This window comes from Acinetobacter calcoaceticus, from assembly GCF_900520355.1.
Classification (GTDB): domain Bacteria; phylum Pseudomonadota; class Gammaproteobacteria; order Pseudomonadales; family Moraxellaceae; genus Acinetobacter; species Acinetobacter calcoaceticus_C.
Genome location: NZ_LS999521.1, coordinates 498282 through 520695, shown reverse-complemented (window position 1 = coordinate 520695; position 22414 = coordinate 498282). Strand labels below are relative to the sequence as shown.

Sequence of the window (22414 nt, the reverse complement as noted above, 5' to 3'; positions counted from 1 at the left end):
AGAACCTCCAATTTCTTGGCAGAAAACATCAAATAAAATCTTTTTGTATTCAAATTTAAGATCAAACTCTTAAACAGCAGCGAAATCCACGAACTGCATAGTATGATTGTGCCCCATTATGATAAACAAAAACACGGCCATAACGCCGATCAGCGAAAAGTGCTCCATCTAATCGTCGAATCTCATCTGGAGTTGCAAGCCAACTTGATGTTTTAAGATCAAACTCGCCTAACTTTTGTAATTGATGATATTGTTCCTCAGTCAGAAGCTTCACTCCCATTCCCTTAGCCACATCTATTGCATTATTTTTAGGCGGGTGATCTTTTCTAGACTCTAAAGCTTCACTATCATAACAAAGACTTCTACGGCCTTTTGGTGTTTCAGGAGAGCAATCTATAAACAAATATTCATCACTCTGTTGGTCATAAGCCACTACGTCAGGCTCTCCTCCCGTATTTTCCATTTCTTGCAATGACCACAGTTTGTTCGGCGATTGAATTAGTTTAGCTTGTACATGAGTCCAATCTATTTCTTTATGACGATGTGAATTCTTTTCAAATCTATCTTTTAGTAACTCAATCAGTGTTTCTATTTGCTTTGGAGCTAATTGCTTTTTAGTTACCACTGGAAAATCCTTATATTTATTAAGTTGAACGCCCATCAAAATCATTTATTTTTATTTTTTTTAAATCTATGTCATCTATGTATCGAACATTAATAGCAAAGATAGAATTACCTTCTGCATCTGTACCTTGAGCATAAGGATGAATACCACAAATTTTACAGAAATGATGATTAATCACATGCTTATTAAAGGTGTAATTCGCTAAAATTTCGGGAGTTTCTAAAGTTATGTTAACTTGCTTACTTGGTAAGAACCAAAGTAAAGAACCTTTCTTTTGACATATGGAACAATTGCAAGATAAAACCTCTGACAACTCGCCTTCTGCTACAAATTTAATCTGGCCACAATGACAACTTCCCTTATATTCCATATTCTTTTCCTTTTATAATTCTTTATAACTTTTATAATACCCTTTCTAATAATTCATTTTTTTATCACTTTGTAGAGTTTAATTGCTTCTTTATTACATAGCCATATAAATTAAAAGAATGAATAAATATAATATTTTAGTACCTTACAATTAGTTCCAAAAATATTGACACCGTTTACATCTATTACCATTTTTAAAAGAGAACAAAGGTACCCCTAAGAACATGAACGCTAGAAAAGCTGATTTTTTCCCTTGTGTATAAGCTTCTATATCTTGAGCTCCACAATTAGGGCAGCACTCTTTATTCTCTCCAAACTTTCGTTCCAGTTCATTACTAAAATCCTTTTCAAGAAGAGACTTTGCTTCATCAACATAGTTTTGTGAGACTAATAGACGAACCCCACCTAAAGCATTGGAATAAAACCAATCCATATTAATAGTATGTTCATTTTCAATACGTGCAGGAATTCCAAAAGCCTCTAATTGAGTTTTTGCAATTTGCGCCTCATAAGAAAATGAGAATGTTTCAACCAAGATCCATTGCATAGTAGATTTTAAATTTTACAAATAAGTTTAGACTCATCCTATTTCATCATAAATTGAATTATATTTATAATCTTACCTATATTTTTAGATTAATTTTCACATAAAAAAACACCCCCAACATCAGTTGAGGGTGTTTAGAATAATGAGCTGGCGATGACTTACTCTCACATGGGAAACCCCACACTACCATCAGCGCTAAGAGGTTTCACTTCTGAGTTCGGGAAGGGATCAGGTGGTTCACTCTTGCTATGGTCGCCAGCACAACTGGTATGGATACTTGCATTGGTCTTATTGGTTGCCGATGCGTTTTCCAAATCTTTACAGATGGGCTGATTGAGTCTTACTTTAATTTTGTTCATTTTAGCTAAACATATAACTAAATCAAGTTGCTTTGCATATTAATGAATCGATTGATGCCATATATACAACTGCTTGGGTGTTGTATAGTCAAGCCTCACGAGCAATTAGTATTGGTCAGCTTCACATATCACTATGCTTCCACATCCAACCTATCAACGTCCTAGTCTCGAACGGCTCTTTAGAGGACATAAAGTCCTAGGGAAATCTTATCTTGAGGTAGGCTTCCCGCTTAGATGCTTTCAGCGGTTATCCCTTCCGAACATAGCTACCCGGCGATGCGACTGGCGTCACAACCGGTACACCAGAGGTTCGTCCACTCTGGTCCTCTCGTACTAGGAGCAGATCCTCTCAAATTTCCAGCGCCCACGGTAGATAGGGACCGAACTGTCTCACGACGTTCTAAACCCAGCTCGCGTACCTCTTTAAATGGCGAACAGCCATACCCTTGGGACCTGCTTCAGCCCCAGGATGAGATGAGCCGACATCGAGGTGCCAAACACCGCCGTCGATATGAACTCTTGGGCGGTATCAGCCTGTTATCCCCAGAGTACCTTTTATCCGTTGAGCGATGGCCCTTCCATACAGAACCACCGGATCACTAAGACCTACTTTCGTACCTGCTCGACTTGTGGGTCTCGCAGTTAAGCGCGCTTTTGCCTTTATACTCTACGCGTGATTTCCGACCACGCTGAGCGCACCTTCGTACTCCTCCGTTACTCTTTAGGAGGAGACCGCCCCAGTCAAACTACCCACCAGACATGGTCCTCGCCCCGGATTACGGGGCAGAGTTAGAACCTCAACATTACCAGGGTGGTATTTCAAGGACGGCTCCATTGGAACTAGCGTTCCAACTTCAAAGCCTCCCACCTATCCTACACAAGTAAGGTCAAAGTTCAATGTCAAGCTGCAGTAAAGGTTCACGGGGTCTTTCCGTCTAGCCGCGGGTACACTGCATCTTCACAGCGATTTCGATTTCACTGAGCCTCTGCTGGAGACAGCGCCGCCATCATTATGCCATTCGTGCAGGTCGGAACTTACCCGACAAGGAATTTCGCTACCTTAGGACCGTTATAGTTACGGCCGCCGTTTACTGGGGCTTCGATCAAGAGCTTCGCTTACGCTAACCCCATCAATTAACCTTCCAGCACCGGGCAGGCATCACACCCTATACGTCCACTTTCGTGTTTGCAGAGTGCTATGTTTTTAATAAACAGTTGCAGCGGCCTGGTTTCTGTGGCTGTCATCAGCTCAGGAAGCAAGTTCCATCACCAACAACAGCGTACCTTCTCCCGAAGTTACGGTACCATTTTGCCTAGTTCCTTCAGCAGAGTTCTCTCAAGCGCCTTGGTCTACTCGACCTGACCACCTGTGTCGGTTTAGGGTACGATTCCTGTGTAACTGAAGCTTAGAGACTTTTCCTGGAAGCATGGTATCAGCCACTTCGCTGTACAAGTACAGCTTGCTATCAGATCTCAGCATAGAGCACCCCGGATTTGCCTAAGATGCATGCCTACTTCCTTTCACCTGGACAACCAACGCCAGGCTGACTTAACCTTCTCCGTCCTCTCATCGCATTACACAGAAGTATTGGAATATTAACCAATTTCCCATCGACTACGCCTTTCGGCCTCGCCTTAGGGGTCGACTCACCCAGCCCCGATTAACGTTGGACTGGAACCCTTGGTCTTTCGGCGAACGGGTTTTTCACCCGTTTTGTCGTTACTCACGTCAGCATTCGCACTTCTGATACCTCCAGCATACTTCTCAATACACCTTCATCGGCTTACAGAACGCTCCCCTACCACTTGACTTAAAAGTCAAATCCGCAGCTTCGGCACATAGTTTTAGCCCCGTTACATCTTCCGCGCAGGCCGACTCGACTAGTGAGCTATTACGCTTTCTTTAAAGGGTGGCTGCTTCTAAGCCAACCTCCTAGCTGTCTATGCCTTCCCACATCGTTTCCCACTTAACTATGATTTTGGGGCCTTAGCTGGCGGTCTGGATTGTTTTCCTCTTGACTACGGACGTTAGCACCCGCAGTCTGTCTCCCGGATAGTACTCATAGGTATTCGGAGTTTGCATCGGTTTGGTAAGTCGGGATGACCCCCTAGCCGAAACAGTGCTCTACCCCCTATGGTATTCGTCCGAGGCGCTACCTAAATAGCTTTCGGGGAGAACCAGCTATCACCAGGCTTGATTAGCCTTTCACCCCTATCCACAAGTCATCCCCTGGCTTTTCAACGACAGTGGGTTCGGTCCTCCAGTTAGTGTTACCCAACCTTCAACCTGCTCATGGATAGATCGCCTGGTTTCGGGTCTATACCCAGCAACTAAACGCCCTATTAAGACTCGATTTCTCTACGGCTCCCCTATACGGTTAACCTCGCTACTGAATATAAGTCGCTGACCCATTATACAAAAGGTACGCAGTCACCGAACAAGTCGGCTCCCACTGCTTGTATGCATGCGGTTTCAGGATCTATTTCACTCCCCTCACAGGGGTTCTTTTCGCCTTTCCCTCACGGTACTGGTTCACTATCGGTCAGTCAGGAGTATTTAGCCTTGGAGGATGGTCCCCCCATATTCAGACAAGGTTTCACGTGCCTCGCCCTACTCGTCATCATTATGTGTGCCCTTTCGTGTACGGGAATATCACCCTCTACGTTCGCACTTCCCAGAGCGTTCCACTAAAACACACATAACTTAATGGGCTGATCCCCGTTCGCTCGCCGCTACTAAGGGAATCTCAATTGATTTCTTTTCCTAAGGGTACTGAGATGTTTCACTTCCCCTCGTTCGCCTTGCAACACTATGTATTCATGTTGCAATACCTACCTTAAAGTAGGTGGGTTCCCCCATTCAGAAATCTCCGGATCAAAGGATATTTGCCGCCTCCCCGGAGCTTATCGCAGGCTATTACGTCTTTCATCGCCTCTGACTGCCAAGGCATCCACCACATGCACTTAATTACTTGACTATACAACCCCAAACAGTCGTTATTACCTACAAGGAGTAATAAGACATGATCAATGATTCCTCATCAATCTCTTACAGTTTGAAGTACTGTGTATTTAAACACTGTACAGCTTCAATCTAATTCATATACCAAAACGCTTGATTCAGTTAATTTGCTAGTTCTCAATGAATTCCAAGATTAGAATTACTTCTTCTCTTTTCATTATTGAGTGAACAATTTATTTCAGACTCAATTTTGCCAATCTGTTAATGAATAAACATGCCTTCGTCAGGTCATGCTTAATACCGTGATACTTAAATCACAGAAGTTAATAAACCAAGATCTAAATCTTTATTTACTAATTTCTGTAATCCGAACTTCTCTTAAGTTCTGGTGGAGACTAGGAGAGTCGAACTCCTGACCTCCTGCGTGCAAAGCAGGCGCTCTACCAACTAAGCTAAGTCCCCAGCTTACATCATCAGTTATGTATCTTTCTGTCTATAACCTTAATCAGTCAAAGTCATGGTGGGTCTGACAAGACTTGAACTTGTGACCCCACGCTTATCAAGCGTGTGCTCTAACCAACTGAGCTACAGACCCTCAGATACATCTATGAAGAACAACTTGTTGTGGATTCTTACCAATCGTCAATCTTTCGTTAAGGAGGTGATCCAGCCGCAGGTTCCCCTACGGCTACCTTGTTACGACTTCACCCCAGTCATCGGCCACACCGTGGTAAGCGTCCTCCTTGCGGTTAGACTACCTACTTCTGGTGCAACAAACTCCCATGGTGTGACGGGCGGTGTGTACAAGGCCCGGGAACGTATTCACCGCGGCATTCTGATCCGCGATTACTAGCGATTCCGACTTCATGGAGTCGAGTTGCAGACTCCAATCCGGACTACGATCGGCTTTTTGAGATTAGCATCCTATCGCTAGGTAGCAACCCTTTGTACCGACCATTGTAGCACGTGTGTAGCCCTGGCCGTAAGGGCCATGATGACTTGACGTCGTCCCCGCCTTCCTCCAGTTTGTCACTGGCAGTATCCTTAAAGTTCCCGACATTACTCGCTGGCAAATAAGGAAAAGGGTTGCGCTCGTTGCGGGACTTAACCCAACATCTCACGACACGAGCTGACGACAGCCATGCAGCACCTGTATGTAAGTTCCCGAAGGCACCAATCCATCTCTGGAAAGTTCTTACTATGTCAAGGCCAGGTAAGGTTCTTCGCGTTGCATCGAATTAAACCACATGCTCCACCGCTTGTGCGGGCCCCCGTCAATTCATTTGAGTTTTAGTCTTGCGACCGTACTCCCCAGGCGGTCTACTTATCGCGTTAGCTGCGCCACTAAAGCCTCAAAGGCCCCAACGGCTAGTAGACATCGTTTACGGCATGGACTACCAGGGTATCTAATCCTGTTTGCTCCCCATGCTTTCGCACCTCAGCGTCAGTGTTAGGCCAGATGGCTGCCTTCGCCATCGGTATTCCTCCAGATCTCTACGCATTTCACCGCTACACCTGGAATTCTACCATCCTCTCCCACACTCTAGCTAACCAGTATCGAATGCAATTCCCAAGTTAAGCTCGGGGATTTCACATTTGACTTAATTAGCCGCCTACGCGCGCTTTACGCCCAGTAAATCCGATTAACGCTTGCACCCTCTGTATTACCGCGGCTGCTGGCACAGAGTTAGCCGGTGCTTATTCTGCGAGTAACGTCCACTATCTGAAGGTATTAACTTCAGTAGCCTCCTCCTCGCTTAAAGTGCTTTACAACCATAAGGCCTTCTTCACACACGCGGCATGGCTGGATCAGGCTTGCGCCCATTGTCCAATATTCCCCACTGCTGCCTCCCGTAGGAGTCTGGGCCGTGTCTCAGTCCCAGTGTGGCGGATCATCCTCTCAGACCCGCTACAGATCGTCGCCTTGGTAGGCCTTTACCCCACCAACTAGCTAATCCGACTTAGGCTCATCTATTAGCGCAAGGTCCGAAGATCCCCTGCTTTCTCCCGTAGGACGTATGCGGTATTAGCATTCCTTTCGAAATGTTGTCCCCCACTAATAGGCAGATTCCTAAGCATTACTCACCCGTCCGCCGCTAAGTGATAGTGCAAGCACCATCACTCCGCTCGACTTGCATGTGTTAAGCCTGCCGCCAGCGTTCAATCTGAGCCATGATCAAACTCTTCAGTTAAAAATCATTTTGCACCTTATTAAAGACAAGGTGCCAATTCTGGCTCATCAATTTTCTGACTTAAATTTCGCTCAAATAAACTTCGAGTAATTTAAACCAATCAATCAATGATAATATTTCGATCAATCAATCAGTAAAAATCCACACAAGTTGTTCTTCATAATCTCTTAATGATCTTCTTACTGGTTCGTCACCAGCAAGCTAGGTCGGCTATATTACTCTTAATCTCTTAAAAGTCAACAGGTAATTTCGATATTTTTAAAACTTATTTCCAAAACCAACTTCTCATCAAATCTATCACTTAAAGCAATCTACTCAATTCCAAGTAACTGTTTTTCAACAAGTTTCTATCTGCATCACCGCCGATGGATGTGCATTATAGACTATCTAATTACGTTGGCAACCCCTTTTTTAATATTACTGCAACAACAGTTCGCTTTTTAACCAAAAATGATAAAAATAGTCATTTTTTATATAAACATGGCTGTAAAAGCATCAATTTATCTAAAATTTTCTCGTCTTGATTCTTTTCCTGCCATCTAAGTGGACGACAATCAATATATTCACAATATCCACCTTCACCTTGTAGACATTGTTCATTCCAACTTAATTGATATTGGAAGCTTCCAACATATCCAGCAGCTAATCCAAACTTGTAGTCGCCACGGCTTTGTGCATAAAGTTCAAAAATAATTTTTCCATTTTTCTTACATTGCCAAGAAAATTCTCTGGGCAAATACATCTCTTTACCATTCGGTGTTTTAACTTTTGGATAAACGCGATGGATATGTAAATTTACATCTTCAGTAAAGCTTTCAACAGGCTTACCAAATTCTTGAATATCTAATCTTGAACATAAAATGATATTCCACTGATTTCTTATTTGTGAAAATGTAAGCTGAGTCGTTTCATTTAAATTAATAATTTGGCATGTATAAAAACATAAAGACAAAAACGGTAAATGTAGAGCTCTTGCGTGTTTAAACCTTCCTAATCCTTCAACTTGATACTTTTGTCCTTTATAAAAAACTTCCCCTTCACATAAACATAGTGTTGACCAATAGTCAGAAATTCCCCACTGCAATGCAGAAGTATTAGAGATATTTTCTGAAATCTGAATAGTAAGATTACAGCCCATTTCTAGGTCTAATCGCTGAAGATGGATCTTTGGGATTTTCCACTCAATCAAATCTGTTTTATCAAACTGATATTGTTTTGAGTCAAACTGGCATTGCCGCCGAATAGAATAAGTTTTTAAATGTCCCACACTATGTTGGCTATTACTTACAAGTACAGTTGCAGTATCGATTGCCGAAGTCGTAATTGAGTGAGTGTTATAGCAAAGAGGAATGCGCGGCTGTCCAACCAGACTAATGTAATTAAAATAGCGCAGTGGAGCCGGTAGATTTGGAAGGATTAAACCTTGATAAACAATTTTAAAGAAGCCGCGAGAAGGTTGATAGACAACCCCCTCTTTAGCATTAAGGCCCAGCTGCTGTAATTGATTAATTTGATTCATCAACATAGGCATACCGAACCTCTTCTATTTTATGTTTTTATTGTTTCGTTACTCTTGCGTGCAAATAATGTCGTAACAAAACCAGATAGAGCATAGATTATTGAAACGGTCAAAATGCCCATTGGAATATTATAAGTGATTGCTGCAAAAATCAGTACTACTGGCAACATAACTACAAAAGGAACTCTTTTACGGTCCATTTGTTTGAAAGAGTAATATTTGATATTGGAGATCATGAGTAATCCCACAACAACCATAAGAACAGCATTAATGGTTTTAATCGCAATATCACGTAAATCAAAAATGAAAGGGTAATCGCGAGCGACCCATACAAGTGAAATAATGATAATGGCAGCAAGTGGACTTGCTATGCCAATAAAATAACGCTTATCAACTACACCAATTTGGACATTGAAGCGCGCTAAACGGAAAGCTGCGCAAGCTGTATAAACAAAACAACATGCGAGTCCAATACGTCCTAAATCATGCAAACTCCAGCTATACATCAGCATTGCAGGAGCTACACCAAAAGCTAACAAGTCGGAAAGAGAGTCATATTGTTCACCAAAAGCACTTTGTGCACCAATAGCTCGAGCAACTCGGCCATCTAAGCCATCGAGTAATGCTGCAATAAAAATGGCATAAATCGCTTGGGTAAACTCACCATTCATACTTGCAATGATGGAATAGAAACCAGACAACAAAGCGGCCGTCGTAATTAAGTTAGGCCAAAGATAAATTCCTCGGCGCTTCACTTTTTGTCCTTCCGGATTATCTTCTTCTTCAACCACTTCGAACGTAATCCCATCAAATGAATGTTCATTATGAGTTAAATCTTGCTCTGGTTTAGGCGCATTTGTCATTATTTTCTATTCCAAACATGTGCATTGATTTAAGTTAATTGTTACTCACCCACTAACCAGCGTACTGCCGCATGACCACCAATGTCTTGCATGCGTAGATGCGGGAATAGCCATTGTAAAGCTTGGTCAGCTTGTTCAGAGAACTGCCAAGGTGGGTTAATAACCAATAGACCACAACCATTTAAACCTACAGGTGTATCATCTGGCCATACACAAATTTCACAGATTAATTGACGACGAATCCCCGTTTTATACATTTTCTTTTCAAAACGCTCAATCATCGGTCGGTCTTTAATTGGATACCAAACTGCAAAAACACCTGTTGGCCATTTTTTATAAGCTTGTTGTAAAAGTTCAACTAATTGCGGAAAGTCTTTACGCTCTAATTCGTAAGGCGGGTCAATCATGACCAAACCACGTTTTTCTTTCGGTGGAATAACGCCGAGTAAACCTTCGTATGCATCACGCTCATGTAAACCTGCACGTTTATCATAAATGTTATGTCGCAATTGCTCAAAAACATCACGTTGCATTTCAAAAACGGTCGCTTTATCAATCTCACGCATACCTTGCAAAGCAAACCATGGTGATCCTGGATAACTTCCTTTACCTTCTTGAGAGCGTAGTTCTTCTACTAACTTCAAATATTGCTGGATTGCTTCAGGTGCCTGACGCTTTTCCATGTCAGATATCTGAACTAGTCGATGAATGCCTGTAAGAAACTCTCCAGACTTTTGTGAAGGTGCCAGAGATAAGTTATATTTTCCTGCACCTCCATGCGTATCGATATAACGATAAGGTTTATCTTTAGCATTTAAGCGGTTGAGAAGCTGTAGCAAAAGCACATGCTTCATAACATCTGCAAAGTTGCCCGCATGGAAATGGTGACGGTAATTCATGTTGACTTTAATTCCTCAATTCAACAAATAGTTTAACATGAAAAAAATATTCTTTCGTAAGGTTGTGATCATCTAAAATAAGGCTGCTTGATATTTTTACGATCTACTCGAGGTTATATGTTCTCTCACCTGCTTCCGGACTCATGGGATCTGGATCAAATTCTAGATGATTTAAATACGCAAGGTTTTGCTATTATTAATCAAGCTTATTCGAATCAATATCGTGCTCAAGTTGCCAAAGAGTGCAGCCATCATCTTGAGGAATTTAGAGAAGCTGGTATTCAAAATGGCGTGGTGAGCAATATTCGTAGCGATCATATTCTCTGGATTAATGAACAATTTCCTATTGCTCAACAGCATATTGAAACCTTAACTTCTTTTTCACAAAATCTAAATCAAGCATTTTATTTAGGAATCAAAGAGGTTGAAGCTCATTTTGCCCATTATAACTTGGGTGAGTTTTATGCTTTACACCGAGACAATCCTCAACAAAAAAATGATCGTATTATCTCAACCGTTTATTATTTACATCCAGAATGGCAAGAAAATTGGGGCGGTCAATTACGACTGCAAGATAAAAATGAGAAATGGCATATCGTTACCCCGGAATCCAATCGACTTGTGATATTTCAAAGTAATTTATTGCATGAAGTATTACCCTCTAAACAACAAAGGCTCTCCATCACAGCTTGGCTTCGTAGCGGAAATTCAATTTGGGTGTAAAGGCTACTCTTTAAATTTAGTAAATAAACCCGATATAAATGCTATTGAACAAGAAGGACTACGGCGTATGTCTATTGAAAGTAAAACGATTGTGAACAGAATTGGTGAAACAGATCAACTTTATTTGACTGAAAATACGCCTGAACTTGCTTTGGAGCGTGCCGATTTACGCTTGCAACTTGTAATATTAAGTCATGTTCGTTCAGAACAACTTCATTTTTTACAAGAAGCGATTGTTTTGCTTGAACAAGCTCGTATGGAATATGAAGAAATGCCATTGAGCTTATACCTTAATTTATCTTTACATTTAGCTAAGGCGTATATGCTTTATTTTGAATTAAATAAAGAAAAACGTTTTGCTCTAATTACTCAACAAATTTTGAAGCCATTAGCCCACTATGAACATGCAGATATATATTTCTTCTTGGCTTATGCGTCAGCTGCTCGACAAGAGTCAGCATTAACACGACATTGGTTAACTAAATATTTATCAACGAGTGCATGTGATCTTGAATTGCTTCATGGTCAACCTGCATTTGACCTTATACGTCATGAGCCATGGTATAAAGATCAATTAAAAATAAAGACACATTAAATACTTAATGTAATTAGGCCTGTTTTATACATTGAGTGTAAAACAGGCCTTTTTTATGTGCTTATTTTTTCACACTGTCTTCATGTAGTTGTTCATTAAGCTCATCAATAACTACAATCCACTCATCATCTTTTTCCCAATGACTCTTTAAGAAATCACTTTGGCCTTTTGACCAAAAAGAGGCTTCATGTAATTTCTGTTCGGCTGGCAATTGGTGTGTTTTGATAAAGTTTTCGATACTGGCCTCATCTGAATCTAAACCCAGCTGATCAAATAAAAGCTCTAAAGTAGGTTGCTGTTCAAACATTGTTATTCTCCTATAACTTCTTTTAAATCATCTATTAACTAATCTAACAATAAAACGTTTTTACTTGCATGATAGTGTCTATATCTTCTTGTTGCTTTTTGTGTTTCAGGTCAAATGATTGAATATAAAAAAGCACCCTAAAAAGAGTGCTTTTTTTAACTTATCAAAAAGATAAATTATTTCAACATGTCAGCAATCGCTGCACGTTCTTCTTCAAGCTCATTTAACGTAAAGTTAATACGTTCGCGGCTGAATTCATCAATTTCTAAACCTTGAACGATTTTGTATTCACCATTCTCAGTTGTTACAGGGAAACCGAACATAACGCCTTCTGGAATACCATAAGAACCATCAGATGGAATACCCATAGTTACCCATTTGCCGTTTGTACCAAGTGCCCAGTCGCGCATATGGTCAATTGCAGCGTTAGCAGCAGAAGCAGCAGAAGACAAACCACGTGCTTCGATAATCGCAGCACCACGTTTACCAACAGTTGGAAGGAACACATCTTTGTTCCATGCCGCATCGTTGATTTTGTCTTTTAAGCTTTCGCCATTTACAGTTGCAAAACGGTAGTCAGCATACATTGTTGGAGAGTGGTTGCCCCAAACTGTTAAGTGTTCGATATCAGCAACTGCAACACCAGCTTTTTGAGCAACTTGAGTCAACGCACGGTTGTGATCAAGACGCAACATTGCTGTGAAGTTTTTCGCTGGAAGATCTGGAGCAGAGTTCATAGCGATGTAAGCATTTGTATTTGCAGGGTTACCTACAACTAATACTTTAACATCACGACTAGCAACTTCGTTTAATGCTTGACCTTGACCGATGAAAATTTCACCGTTAACTTTTAACAAGTCAGCACGTTCCATACCAGGACCACGTGGACGAGAACCTACCAATAAAGCGTAGTCAGCATCTTTAAATGCAACTTTCGGATCATCAGTCCCGATCATGCCAGCCAATAAAGGGAAAGCACAGTCATCAAGTTCCATCATTACGCCTTTAAGCGCTTGTTGTGCTTTTTCAACTGGAACTTCAAGCAATTGTAAAATAACAGGTTGATCTTTACCTAGCATTTCACCGCTTGCGATACGGAATAATAAGCTGTAACCAATTTGACCTGCAGCGCCAGTCACGGCAACACGAACGGGTTGCTTCATGTAATTGTCTCCAATGAGTGTCCTTAATCGGGCTAAATAGGAATTCCATCTAACCAAATCATCATAAACGGCAAAGATTGTACTCTAAAGATGTGGCAGATGCATGTAAAAGCGACTCATTTTCACCAAAAGTCTGATAGAAAATACAAATTAATATTTACAAAAAGATTCAATGCATGGTCAGCATTTTTTTACGAAATGATCGCTATCTTTAGTAACTACCTTTAATCGTGATTTCACCTGGGCAATTCGATACCACATGATTTGCACATTGTTTATATTGGCCTTTTACTGTGTAACACACCTTCACTTCCGTTAAAACAACATCTGAACGCGACAACTGACAAGTCAAACGAATGCCATTTTGCGGCAGGCTCGGATTAAGACGAGTAAATTGCTGTTTTAAGGCTGACTGTTGTATTTCAACATTCGTTGAACTTGTAAGGCTAGCTGGAATTTTTAAACGTTCAGCAAAGTTAATGACTGTCCGGAAATATTGACTGGCATTCATAGGAACGCACCCCCCTACACTTTTCCAAAGCTGTACACGCGCATTATTGTCAGGCATAACCCGAGCTACGACTTTGGCTTGCAATGGAGAAAGAGAGGCCGAACTTTCTGTTGAACAATCAGTTTGATTTGTTTCTGGCATCAGGCCTGTAATTGTCAATGAATATCCTTCAAGACATTTACGTTGTTTTTGTTTAGAGGGATCTAACGCACATGCGGCAGGTGTCATTTGTACATGCATAACATATCCCTGTAAATTAACAGGTTCAGCATGCAAAACGGAACTCATCAATCCTACCCCTGCACAGATAAGCCACCATGCAAGTTGCAAAATTGAACGAAGTTCCAAATATCTATATTTCATTTAATTAAAACTTGAATATGCCAATTAAAAGAAGATCCATCATCAACTACCTAAACTTAAGGAGATGTACGCATTGGAATGACTTTCATACGTTGTGATAACGATTGAGCCCCTTGACCCAATATCACACCATAATGTGTTGCATTCGTCATAACATGCTTGACATAGTCTCTGGTTTCTAACAATGGAATTGTTTCTGTATATTGGTCAGCCGAAATTGATTGATAGTCCGGTTGCCAACGTCTTGCCCGATTAGGCCCAGCATTATAACCTGCCGTTGCCAAAACTGGATTATTGCTTAATTGTCCCTGAATCATCGACAAATAAAATGTACCATATCGAATATTGGTATTCATTTCATTTAATGCCGCTGGATTATAGGTTTCGCCCATTTGACGTGCAATCAACTTCGCCGTATCAGGCATAATTTGCATAAGCCCACCCGCTCCAACATGAGAACGCGCGGAGGTAACAAATCGGCTTTCTTGTCGCATTAAACCATACGCCCACGCTGGATCAATTCCTGCATTGTAACTATGACTTACAACATTAGTCTTATGAGGCGTCACATAGCGATACGTATCATTATGTTTATTTGTTGTACGATCTGCTGCATAAATTGCACGATCATACCACCCCATGTCATGAGCACGCTTTGCTGCAGCTAACAACACACCATCATCATGTTGAAGATAAGCTTGTCGAACTGCCCAGTTCCATTCTCGGTTGGTATAGGTTGGATTTGCATTAATACGTCTTAAAGTAAAAGCACGATTAAAGTGAACATTCTGGTCTAAACGTCTTAAATCGCTTGAAGTGGGCTGATCATCGTAAGGTTGATGATTATAACGTTCGCCCAAACGATCTTTTGCTAAAAGGTTGTGATAGTCATCACCACTTTCAGCCAATTTTTTATAAATACGTTGCGCAGTATTTTTCGAACTACTATCACCGCGCTGCTCTGTTGCACGAGCAAGCCAATATTGCCAGCGGTCTTCTTGTTTTTGTGTCACGGTCATACTATCAATGGCACGGATTAAACTTTCCCACGCACCAAATCGAATTGCCTGACGCGCATAAATTTCAGCTTCTTCCGGACTTAGAGGATAACCATAACTTGCATCAAAATATTGAAGAACTTCACGATTGAAATTATTTTTCATGACCGTGGTGCCACCAATATAAGCCACGGTTCGATATAAATACTTTTGTATATTCTCTGGTGTACCTTGAGCGACACGTTGGACATTCGCAAAAGCGTTGCTTAAGTCATTATTAGCCAAACGACCTAATGCAAAAATCAAATAAGCATAGTCTGTATCATTTGTTTTAGGCGCAGTCCACAAATAATTGAGTGGATTAGCCTGAATTTGATTGAGCTGAGCCAAAGACAAATTCATACCCAAAGTCTGTGCAGTTGCCAAAGCTTGTCCTGTTAAGCCAGAACGTAATTGCACCCAAAGACGCTGTTGTTTATCTTGTGCACTCATTAACGGACTAGACAACATCATGCGTCCTAATCCGATACAAGATTCTGGTTGTGACTCGGTTGCAAGCCACACATCTTTATATTCAGCAAAAACTAATGCATCACCCGTTTTCGCTCTCACCTGTGCCAATGCGCAATTTTCGGCCTGATCTGGGTTAGTTACATAAGATAGTAAAGGTTGTGCAGATGCGAAGTCAGCTTGTTTAACTTTTTCTTCAACATAATCGGCTGCTAATTTCTCAGCCATTGCTGATTGAGGGTAACGTTGAGCAAAACTTACAATCGAAGCTGAAGGTTGAAAGCCAAGATTGGTATTAAGTTTCCAATATTCCGGATAGTACCCTAATACATCATTTTGCATGGCAAGCTGATATTGGTCTAATAGTGCGGTATTGCCACTATTTGCAGCGTTCAATGCATCATTAAACTGCTCTTCGGCAGCATAGGTAAATGAACAACCAAGTAAACACATAGCTCCTAACCAGCTACGATGCATATATTTATTTTTCATTACATGACTATGGATGGATGAGCTCTTTCTACTTGGTCTCATAAATGTGTTAAACCCTGACTATTCACCTTCAGAGCATAGTTTAATTAGTCTTCATGCTTTCTTTTGTTGTGTTATGTAACTCTCTGATTCAACATCATTAAAATTTACGTAATTTACTTCAAAAAAACCGTGTCCTGTTCTGAAGGTTTACTGTTATCGGTTCGGTTCAAATACTGCTATAATGAATGGTTTGACCCATTTTGGGCAAATTTATTCTTTTTTAGATCGATCTGTTAGGAGCCTGCATGACGGTTCAAACCTTCATTCCCAATGGTGCCAAAGCTGCCTCAGAAAACACTGTTACCCAGCCAACGCACACCTCTGATGTTTCAATAAAAAAACTTTATATTGAAACTCAAGGGTGTCAGATGAATGAGTATGACAGTCACCGTATGGCAGACCTTTTAGGGGACTCTCACGGTTACATTTTAACGAGCAACCCTACTGAAGCAGACATCCTGCTCATGAATACGTGCTCTATTCGTGAAAAAGCACAGGAAAAAGTATTTAGTGAATTAGGGCGCTGGCGCAAACTAAAAGACAAAAATCCTGATCTTGTGATTGGTGTCGGTGGATGTGTTGCCTCTCAAGAAGGTGACAATATTCAAAAACGTGCGCCTTATGTCGACATGATTTTTGGCCCTCAAACATTACACCGTTTACCGCAAATGCTTGATCAACATAATGCTCAAGTAGAAAAACCCAAAAAAGATAAAATCAAACTGATTGATATTTCTTTCCCAGACATTGAAAAGTTCGACTTTTTGCCAGAACCACGTGTAGAAGGCTTTAAAGCATTTGTTTCTATTATGGAAGGCTGTTCTAAATACTGTTCTTTCTGTGTAGTTCCATATACACGCGGTGAAGAAGTTTCTCGACCTTTAGATGATGTACTTGCAGAAATTGCAGGGCTTGCTGAAAAAGGTGTCCGTGAAATTTCACTTCTTGGTCAAAATGTAAATGGTTACCGCGGTGAAACCTTTGAAGGTGGCATCTGTACATTCCCTGAATTGTTACGACTCGTTGCAGAAATTCCGGGTATTGGACGCTTACGCTATACAACATCGCACCCACTTGAGTTCTCTGATGAGCTTATTCAGTGTTATGAAGATTTACCTCAAATGGTGTCACATTTACACTTGCCGGTACAAAGTGGTTCGAATGATGTTTTAAAGGCAATGAAGCGAAATCACACGATTGATGTCTATATTGATAAAATTGCGAAGCTACGCAAAATTCGTCCAGATATGCATTTATCAAGTGACTTTATTATTGGCTTCCCAGGTGAAACCGATGAAAATTTCGCAGAAACATTGCAATTTATCAAAGATTTAGACTTTGATCACTCGTATAGTTTCGTTTATTCAAAACGCCCAGGCACACCAGCATCAGACTTGCCAGACACCACACCTGAGCAAGTTAAAAAAGAACGTTTAGCTCTAGTTCAAAAAGTAATTAAACAGTCTAGTATTGAAAAAACAGATGCCATGTTAGGTAAAATTGAACGTGTACTTATTGAAAAAGTATCTGATCAAGACCCTAATATTTTAATTGGTACTGCTGACAATACACGTCTAGTCACTTTTGTAGGTGATGCAACTTGGGTTGGCCGTTTTGCAGAGATCGAGATTACTGAAATTAAAACTTTAAATTTTGTTTACGGTGAACTCTTGAATCTTGAACCTGACGTGGCGTAATGTAGAGGTATTCTAAAGTCTACTGAAAGGTTTTCTCTTGACTGCAGCGATTCGACGTACCGTAACATTTCCTGAAATTTCAATGGAACGTTTAAAGAGCATTCTAGGTGCCTATAATGGGCACCTGAAGCAAATTGAACAGCGTTTAGATGTCAAAATTACTCATCGTGGAGATGTTTTTCACATAGATGGTGAAATAGATGCTGTTGGGAGAGCCGAAGCTTTATTGCAACGACTCTACGAAGAGTCCGAAGTATCCCAGCAAATCAGTGCCGATCTATTACACCTCCTCATTCAGTCTTCACAAACTGAACGCAATTTTGAGTTAGTTGGTGATGAAATGGATGAGCATGATGCGCCGCTCGATGTCTATTTCCAGACCCGAAAAGGCCGCATTAATCCACGTGGTGCCAATCAAAAACGTTATGTACAACGTATTTTACAAAGCGATATTTCTTTTGGTGTAGGCCCTGCTGGTACAGGTAAAACCTATTTAGCAGTTGCCGCCGCCGTAGATATGCTAGAACGTAACGAAATCCAGCGGATTTTACTTGTACGTCCTGCTGTAGAAGCTGGAGAAAAGCTGGGTTTCTTACCTGGTGATTTAACCCAGAAAATTGACCCATACTTACGCCCTCTTTACGATGCCCTTTACGAAATGCTTGGCTTTGAAAAAGTTGCCAAGTTAATCGAGCGTCAAGTAATTGAAGTTGCGCCTCTTGCATATATGCGTGGTCGTACACTTAACCATTCATTTGTCATTTTGGATGAAGCTCAAAACACAACACCTGAACAAATGAAAATGTTCTTGACCCGTTTAGGTTTTGGCTCTCGTGCAGTCATTACAGGTGACATTACTCAAGTCGATTTACCTAAAGGTCAACAATCTGGTTTGGCACACGCTCTTCGCGTACTCGAAAATATTACCGAAATTCATATTACCCGTTTCCATTCCCGCGATGTTGTACGCCATCAACTGGTTCAAAAAATCGTTGAGGCTTATGAAGGTTGGGATGGTGAACAACATCGTCTTAATGCCGAAGCACGTGCTGAACGTAAAGCCCGTCAGGAAGCATTAGTCGCTGAGAACGATACAGCAGCAGACTTGCAACATCAGGATGCCTAGGGTTTGTTGAATATTCAAAATTGGATTGCGTTGTCGGCTAAAATTGAGCAGGCAAGGCATGAAATGTAGGGAATGGCGAGCCCCTTTCCAAGTTTCATAACGTAGTCTGAGATAATTTTAGCCACAACCCTTCGGGACAAGAGTGTTTCTTGCTGCTACATCGTTGTGAACTATTCATTTAGAATAACTAAATTTCATAGTCCACGCCTAGTATCATCTAAAAAACACTCGATGTCACAATCATCTGTGAATGTTCAACAGACCCTAAGGATTCATTTTGAAAATCAGTTTAAGTTTACAGCAAGACCTTCAATTACCTGAGTTAGAGCTCAAACGGGCTCAACTCAAAAAAATTATTGAGACAACCTTACGCCACGTTGGTTATAAAGAAGATTGCGAAATTGGCGTTGCTTGTGTCGATTTAGCAGAAAGCCAACAACTTAATCTGCAATATCGAGAGAAAGATAAACCAACCAATGTTTTATCTTTTCCAAGTGATATTCCCGAAGAAGTTTTACCAATGCTTGATGCCTTTCCTCTGGGTGACTTAGTCATTTGTATTCCAGTTGTATTGCAAGAAGCAATTGAACAAAAGAAAACAGCTCAAGAACACTTTGCACATTTATTAGTACATGGTGTTTTGCATTTACTCGGTTATGACCACGAAACGAGTGACGAAGAAGCTGAAGAAATGGAAGGGCTTGAAGTTGAAATTCTAGCAAAGCTAAATATAGACAATCCCTACCAAGAACAGATCTAATCATTATTGATTAGATGAAAAACATCGTCTGCCTTCAGGTGAGGTTTTGTCTAATTAACTCAAATCAATGTGGATAAGCTAAAACTTATCCACATTTTTTATTAATGCACTTCAAATTCTGCTTGAGCCGGATCAAAACGCCAAGTACGCACAATACGTAATTCAGAAATATCTTTCATAGTGGTATCAAAATGTCCAAATGGTGCGCCGCGACGTACTGAAGACTTTGCAGCTTCATCTAATACCGAATACCCCGAACTCTCAAGTAACCGGATTGCACGAATTCCACCTTGAGCATTTAAAATAACCATTAAACGAACTTCGCCTTTCAACTGTTGCAATTTGGCTTCTTCCGGATAATAGCGATTACCATACAACTCCACTTTTTCACGGAACTTATCTAAATAAGCAGCCGAGGCATCTTTCTTCGCCTGAATTCCATCTACCGTTTTTATTTTTTGCTGGCGGCTGAAATCTTGTCTACGTTGTAAATATTGTGCTTCAAGGCTCGCAACCATCGCAGCTTTTGCCTGAAATTGACTTTGTAATTGTTCTAGTTCTTTTTTTCTTTGACTTGCATCAGCTTGTTTTTGCCAACTCAAAACAGTCATTAAGACTTTTTCTTCAAATTTAAGCTCTCTTTGTTGCTGAACCTTTTGCAAACTTTCTAACTGTGCATCTCCAGTTGACGCATCATTAGGCATAGGATTTGGTGTATCGCTAGAGGTACGGTGGGCTTCACGAAATGTGCCCGAACCTTGCTGGTCCGCTTGTGCCAAAAAGTCTGCTTGCTGAACTGGCTCATTGCTTGATCGAATTGAAATTGCAATTTCTTTAGTAGATTGCTCTGATGGGCTAGGCATCGCAAAGTGAATAAGCAACACAAAAATATGCAGTAAGATTGCCAATATTGTCGCAGCAATAAAGACTCGGTCTTGCCACCAATGATAAAAAGGCTCTATGGATAGACTTCTTTTATTCAACATAATTTTAAAAGCATGTAAATGCCTTTTCCCCACGGTTTAATACCGAATAAAATATAAACTGATATTCAAATCTGGATAAAAGTGTGATTCACTTCAAACATAGAGTTTTATCCATTTTCATTTTGTCAAAATGTATCAATTAAATTTGTTACACTGCAATATCAAAACTCGTTTTTTATCATAATAAAGATTGTGTTGGTTCTTAAGTAAATTATCTTCTGGAAGTTCTTTTATGCAAACGCTATTTTCCTCATTAGTCAGACGCCTTCAAAAAGTCTACCAAAAAGCAGAAGCATTCATTGAAGAAGAAAGAGATTTTACGCTATCACAAACCTTTCTGAATGCGACTTTACAGCGTTATGTCACCAATAATGTTGAATTTTTAGATGACCTCCATGCCGATCTTTATCATGACTGGTTAAGATTATATGCAACCATGCATGTAAAAGGCCTAGAAACGACATTATCTGTTGATTTAAAACTAATTCAGATGGAATTTAATAAAGAACAACAGCTTTTAGTTTTTGAACAAATTAGTAATACACAAATTATTGAAGCAAAATATAAAAACTTTTGGCAGAAGATTGCCGTAAAAGCCGCAGTTTTTTACTACCATAAAATTTTGAAAAAAGACCCTTTAGGAATGATTCTTGAACGTTTTAATGTAGCAGAAGAACGTGATGAACTTATATTTCTTGACCTCAACCGCTGGTTTGGTAAAAAAGCCAGTATCATCGAGACACTGGGTAAAGTGCATGTAAATTACGCACGAGTTCGTGAGGCTGAGTTAGTCGTATTTGGAAATGTTAATTTAGCCGCCCTGCTTTACCGTGATCAGGACGATGATTATGAAGACGAATTAGAAGACTCTGAAATCACGCCAATCCAGCAAAAAGATGTATAAAGCTGTGATGAATAAAAATGAATTAACTGCCAAAAAACACAAATAGATTACACATTTAGCATAAATCCTGATTTTTTCTCCATGATCAACAGGCATAATATGTTTAAGTTATAGATGCATCAGCACTGACTTTTCAGTCTGTACAAGGATATTTACTTATGGCAACAAAATTTCTGAAATCATTTGGCATCGCAACAGGTATTTCAACAACTTTGCTTTTTGCAGGCTTCTCAAGTCATGCACTTGCCATGAGCCCGTTTCAGGCAAATTATCAGTTTACTTATAATAATAAAGGTATGGGTTCGGCGACACGTGCCTTAAGCCAACAAGGTAATAATTGGACTTATAATTTCACTGCAAAAGCAGGTGGAATTGCTTCTGCAAGTGAAACAAGTAAATTTAGTTTTGCTAATGGTAAAATTGGGTCTCAAAGTTTTAGCCGTACCAGCAAAATTTTGATTCATAACAACACCATGAATATTAACTTTAATCCAAACAGCAAAACTATTTCTACCAAGAAAGATGATAAAGCTCGTTCATTCGCTTGGCAGGCTGGCGTACTTGACGAGTTAAATGCAGAATTACAACTTCGTGAAGACCTAAAAAATGGTTCACTTAAAACCTCTTATCCACTTGCAGATGCAAAAGAAGTTGAAAATCGTCGCTTTGTAAAACAAGGCAATGAAAAAATTAAAACATCTTATGGAACATTCGATACCATTAAAGTCGTTTTACAACACAGCAAGCCTGAACGCAGTACAGTCTTTTGGTTAGCCCCAAAACTAGATTATTTACCAGTTAAAGTCAGCCATATTGATGGTAAAACTTCTTATGGCCTGTTATTAACAAGTTATACAGGTAAGACGAATTAAAGCTTGCATTTTTTCGGATGCTTTTTAAAA

General features: G+C 40.3%; 17 protein-coding genes, 2 tRNA genes, 3 rRNA genes and 1 pseudogene. 7 read left to right on the top strand and 16 right to left on the bottom strand.

Translation table 11 applies throughout. The features are described 5' to 3' along the window. Positions 1-61: 61 nt before the first annotated feature. From AC2117_RS02520 to AC2117_RS02470, 11 genes and pseudogenes are all read right to left on the bottom strand, one after another. Positions 62-625, bottom strand: coding sequence for a DUF4256 domain-containing protein (locus AC2117_RS02520; protein WP_133976141.1), 564 nt, complete (start codon positions 623-625; stop codon positions 62-64). 19 nt (positions 626-644) lie between these two features. Further along, positions 645-995 (bottom strand): GFA family protein, encoded by a 351-nt coding sequence (locus AC2117_RS02515; RefSeq protein ID WP_133971695.1) that lies wholly within the window; start codon positions 993-995, stop codon positions 645-647. Between the two features lie 150 nt (positions 996-1145). Then, the gene (locus tag AC2117_RS02510) at positions 1146-1541 is read right to left on the bottom strand and encodes a DUF2007 domain-containing protein (RefSeq protein WP_133971694.1); all 396 of its coding nucleotides are present in this window, start codon (positions 1539-1541) and stop codon (positions 1146-1148) included. A gap of 145 nt (positions 1542-1686) precedes the next feature. Further along, positions 1687-1801 (bottom strand): 5S ribosomal RNA (gene rrf, locus AC2117_RS02505). Positions 1802-1984: 183 nt separating this feature from the next. After that, a 23S ribosomal RNA gene (locus AC2117_RS02500) occupies positions 1985-4878 on the bottom strand. A gap of 370 nt (positions 4879-5248) precedes the next feature. Next, positions 5249-5324: transfer RNA gene (locus AC2117_RS02495), tRNA-Ala, on the bottom strand. A 56-nt stretch (positions 5325-5380) separates the two neighbouring features. After that, positions 5381-5457: transfer RNA gene (locus AC2117_RS02490), tRNA-Ile, on the bottom strand. 59 nt (positions 5458-5516) lie between these two features. Then, a 16S ribosomal RNA gene (locus tag AC2117_RS02485) occupies positions 5517-7054 on the bottom strand. The 16S, 23S and 5S rRNA genes sit together here with 2 tRNA genes alongside, the layout of an rRNA operon. A gap of 417 nt (positions 7055-7471) precedes the next feature. Continuing rightward, positions 7472-8585: pseudogene (locus tag AC2117_RS02480) on the bottom strand (DUF6670 family protein). 17 nt (positions 8586-8602) lie between these two features. Continuing rightward, positions 8603-9436 carry a CDP-diacylglycerol--serine O-phosphatidyltransferase gene (pssA, locus tag AC2117_RS02475; RefSeq protein WP_133971690.1) on the bottom strand — a complete coding sequence of 278 codons (834 nt, stop codon included), beginning with the start codon at positions 9434-9436 and terminating at the stop codon, positions 8603-8605. Between the two features lie 41 nt (positions 9437-9477). Then, positions 9478-10335 (bottom strand): 23S rRNA (adenine(2030)-N(6))-methyltransferase RlmJ, encoded by an 858-nt coding sequence (locus AC2117_RS02470; protein WP_133971688.1) that lies wholly within the window; start codon positions 10333-10335, stop codon positions 9478-9480. A gap of 117 nt (positions 10336-10452) precedes the next feature. On the opposite strand from AC2117_RS02470, the gene AC2117_RS02465 reads away from it, so the two are divergent. Together AC2117_RS02465 and AC2117_RS02460 are read left to right on the top strand one after the other, a co-directional pair. Further along, positions 10453-11058: a 2OG-Fe(II) oxygenase gene (locus tag AC2117_RS02465; RefSeq protein WP_133971686.1), complete on the top strand. Its 606-nt coding sequence runs from the start codon at positions 10453-10455 to the stop codon at positions 11056-11058. A 67-nt stretch (positions 11059-11125) separates the two neighbouring features. Then, the gene (locus AC2117_RS02460) at positions 11126-11653 is read left to right on the top strand and encodes a hypothetical protein (protein ID WP_042895112.1); all 528 of its coding nucleotides are present in this window, start codon (positions 11126-11128) and stop codon (positions 11651-11653) included. A gap of 61 nt (positions 11654-11714) precedes the next feature. Here AC2117_RS02460 and AC2117_RS02455 read toward each other — a convergent pair whose 3' ends face one another. The 4 genes from AC2117_RS02455 to AC2117_RS02440 all read right to left on the bottom strand — a co-directional run bounded on the left by AC2117_RS02455 (position 11715) and on the right by AC2117_RS02440 (position 15997). Continuing rightward, positions 11715-11960: a DUF2789 family protein gene (locus tag AC2117_RS02455; protein ID WP_002119522.1), complete on the bottom strand. Its 246-nt coding sequence runs from the start codon at positions 11958-11960 to the stop codon at positions 11715-11717. Positions 11961-12136: 176 nt separating this feature from the next. Then, positions 12137-13123, bottom strand: a complete 987-nt coding sequence (locus AC2117_RS02450) for a malate dehydrogenase (protein ID WP_004639466.1) — start codon at positions 13121-13123, stop codon at positions 12137-12139. Between the two features lie 211 nt (positions 13124-13334). Further along, positions 13335-13997, bottom strand: a complete 663-nt coding sequence (locus AC2117_RS02445) for a ribonuclease T2 family protein (protein WP_042895121.1) — start codon at positions 13995-13997, stop codon at positions 13335-13337. A gap of 56 nt (positions 13998-14053) precedes the next feature. Further along, positions 14054-15997, bottom strand: a complete 1944-nt coding sequence (locus tag AC2117_RS02440; protein WP_133971684.1) for a lytic transglycosylase domain-containing protein — start codon at positions 15995-15997, stop codon at positions 14054-14056. 287 nt (positions 15998-16284) lie between these two features. Between AC2117_RS02440 and miaB the strand changes: the two genes are divergently transcribed. The 3 genes from miaB to ybeY all read left to right on the top strand — a co-directional run bounded on the left by miaB (position 16285) and on the right by ybeY (position 19622). Beyond that, the gene (gene miaB / locus AC2117_RS02435) at positions 16285-17736 is read left to right on the top strand and encodes a tRNA (N6-isopentenyl adenosine(37)-C2)-methylthiotransferase MiaB (protein ID WP_133971682.1); all 1452 of its coding nucleotides are present in this window, start codon (positions 16285-16287) and stop codon (positions 17734-17736) included. A gap of 37 nt (positions 17737-17773) precedes the next feature. Next, on the top strand, positions 17774-18862 hold the full coding sequence (locus AC2117_RS02430) for a PhoH family protein (protein ID WP_016140133.1): 1089 nt from the start codon (positions 17774-17776) through the stop codon (positions 18860-18862). A 277-nt stretch (positions 18863-19139) separates the two neighbouring features. Further along, positions 19140-19622 (top strand): rRNA maturation RNase YbeY, encoded by a 483-nt coding sequence (gene ybeY / locus AC2117_RS02425; RefSeq protein ID WP_133971680.1) that lies wholly within the window; start codon positions 19140-19142, stop codon positions 19620-19622. A gap of 101 nt (positions 19623-19723) precedes the next feature. Here ybeY and AC2117_RS02420 read toward each other — a convergent pair whose 3' ends face one another. Further along, positions 19724-20608 (bottom strand): energy transducer TonB, encoded by an 885-nt coding sequence (locus AC2117_RS02420; RefSeq protein WP_133971678.1) that lies wholly within the window; start codon positions 20606-20608, stop codon positions 19724-19726. A gap of 232 nt (positions 20609-20840) precedes the next feature. On the opposite strand from AC2117_RS02420, the gene AC2117_RS02415 reads away from it, so the two are divergent. After that, positions 20841-21512 (top strand): hypothetical protein, encoded by a 672-nt coding sequence (locus tag AC2117_RS02415; protein ID WP_005038515.1) that lies wholly within the window; start codon positions 20841-20843, stop codon positions 21510-21512. A 158-nt stretch (positions 21513-21670) separates the two neighbouring features. Continuing rightward, the gene (locus AC2117_RS02410) at positions 21671-22384 is read left to right on the top strand and encodes a DUF3108 domain-containing protein (protein ID WP_003653602.1); all 714 of its coding nucleotides are present in this window, start codon (positions 21671-21673) and stop codon (positions 22382-22384) included. Positions 22385-22414: the final 30 nt, after the last annotated feature.

Bases quoted from the DNA above. Each gene is read 5' to 3' on its own strand.
- AC2117_RS02515 (WP_133971695.1), bottom strand. From the start codon at position 995: ATGGAATATAAGGGAAGTTGTCATTGTGGCCAGATTAAATTTGTAGCA.
- AC2117_RS02510 (WP_133971694.1), bottom strand. From the start codon at position 1,541: ATGCAATGGATCTTGGTTGAAACATTCTCATTTTCTTATGAGGCGCAA.
- pssA (WP_133971690.1), bottom strand. From the start codon at position 9,436: ATGACAAATGCGCCTAAACCAGAGCAAGATTTAACTCATAATGAACAT.
- AC2117_RS02470 (WP_133971688.1), bottom strand. From the start codon at position 10,335: ATGAATTACCGTCACCATTTCCATGCGGGCAACTTTGCAGATGTTATG.
- AC2117_RS02465 (WP_133971686.1), top strand. From the start codon at position 10,453: ATGTTCTCTCACCTGCTTCCGGACTCATGGGATCTGGATCAAATTCTA.
- AC2117_RS02460 (WP_042895112.1), top strand. From the start codon at position 11,126: ATGTCTATTGAAAGTAAAACGATTGTGAACAGAATTGGTGAAACAGAT.
- AC2117_RS02455 (WP_002119522.1), bottom strand. From the start codon at position 11,960: ATGTTTGAACAGCAACCTACTTTAGAGCTTTTATTTGATCAGCTGGGT.
- AC2117_RS02450 (WP_004639466.1), bottom strand. From the start codon at position 13,123: ATGAAGCAACCCGTTCGTGTTGCCGTGACTGGCGCTGCAGGTCAAATT.
- AC2117_RS02445 (WP_042895121.1), bottom strand. From the start codon at position 13,997: ATGAAATATAGATATTTGGAACTTCGTTCAATTTTGCAACTTGCATGG.
- AC2117_RS02440 (WP_133971684.1), bottom strand. From the start codon at position 15,997: ATGAAAAATAAATATATGCATCGTAGCTGGTTAGGAGCTATGTGTTTA.
- miaB (WP_133971682.1), top strand. From the start codon at position 16,285: ATGACGGTTCAAACCTTCATTCCCAATGGTGCCAAAGCTGCCTCAGAA.
- AC2117_RS02420 (WP_133971678.1), bottom strand. From the start codon at position 20,608: ATGTTGAATAAAAGAAGTCTATCCATAGAGCCTTTTTATCATTGGTGG.
- AC2117_RS02415 (WP_005038515.1), top strand. From the start codon at position 20,841: ATGCAAACGCTATTTTCCTCATTAGTCAGACGCCTTCAAAAAGTCTAC.
- AC2117_RS02410 (WP_003653602.1), top strand. From the start codon at position 21,671: ATGGCAACAAAATTTCTGAAATCATTTGGCATCGCAACAGGTATTTCA.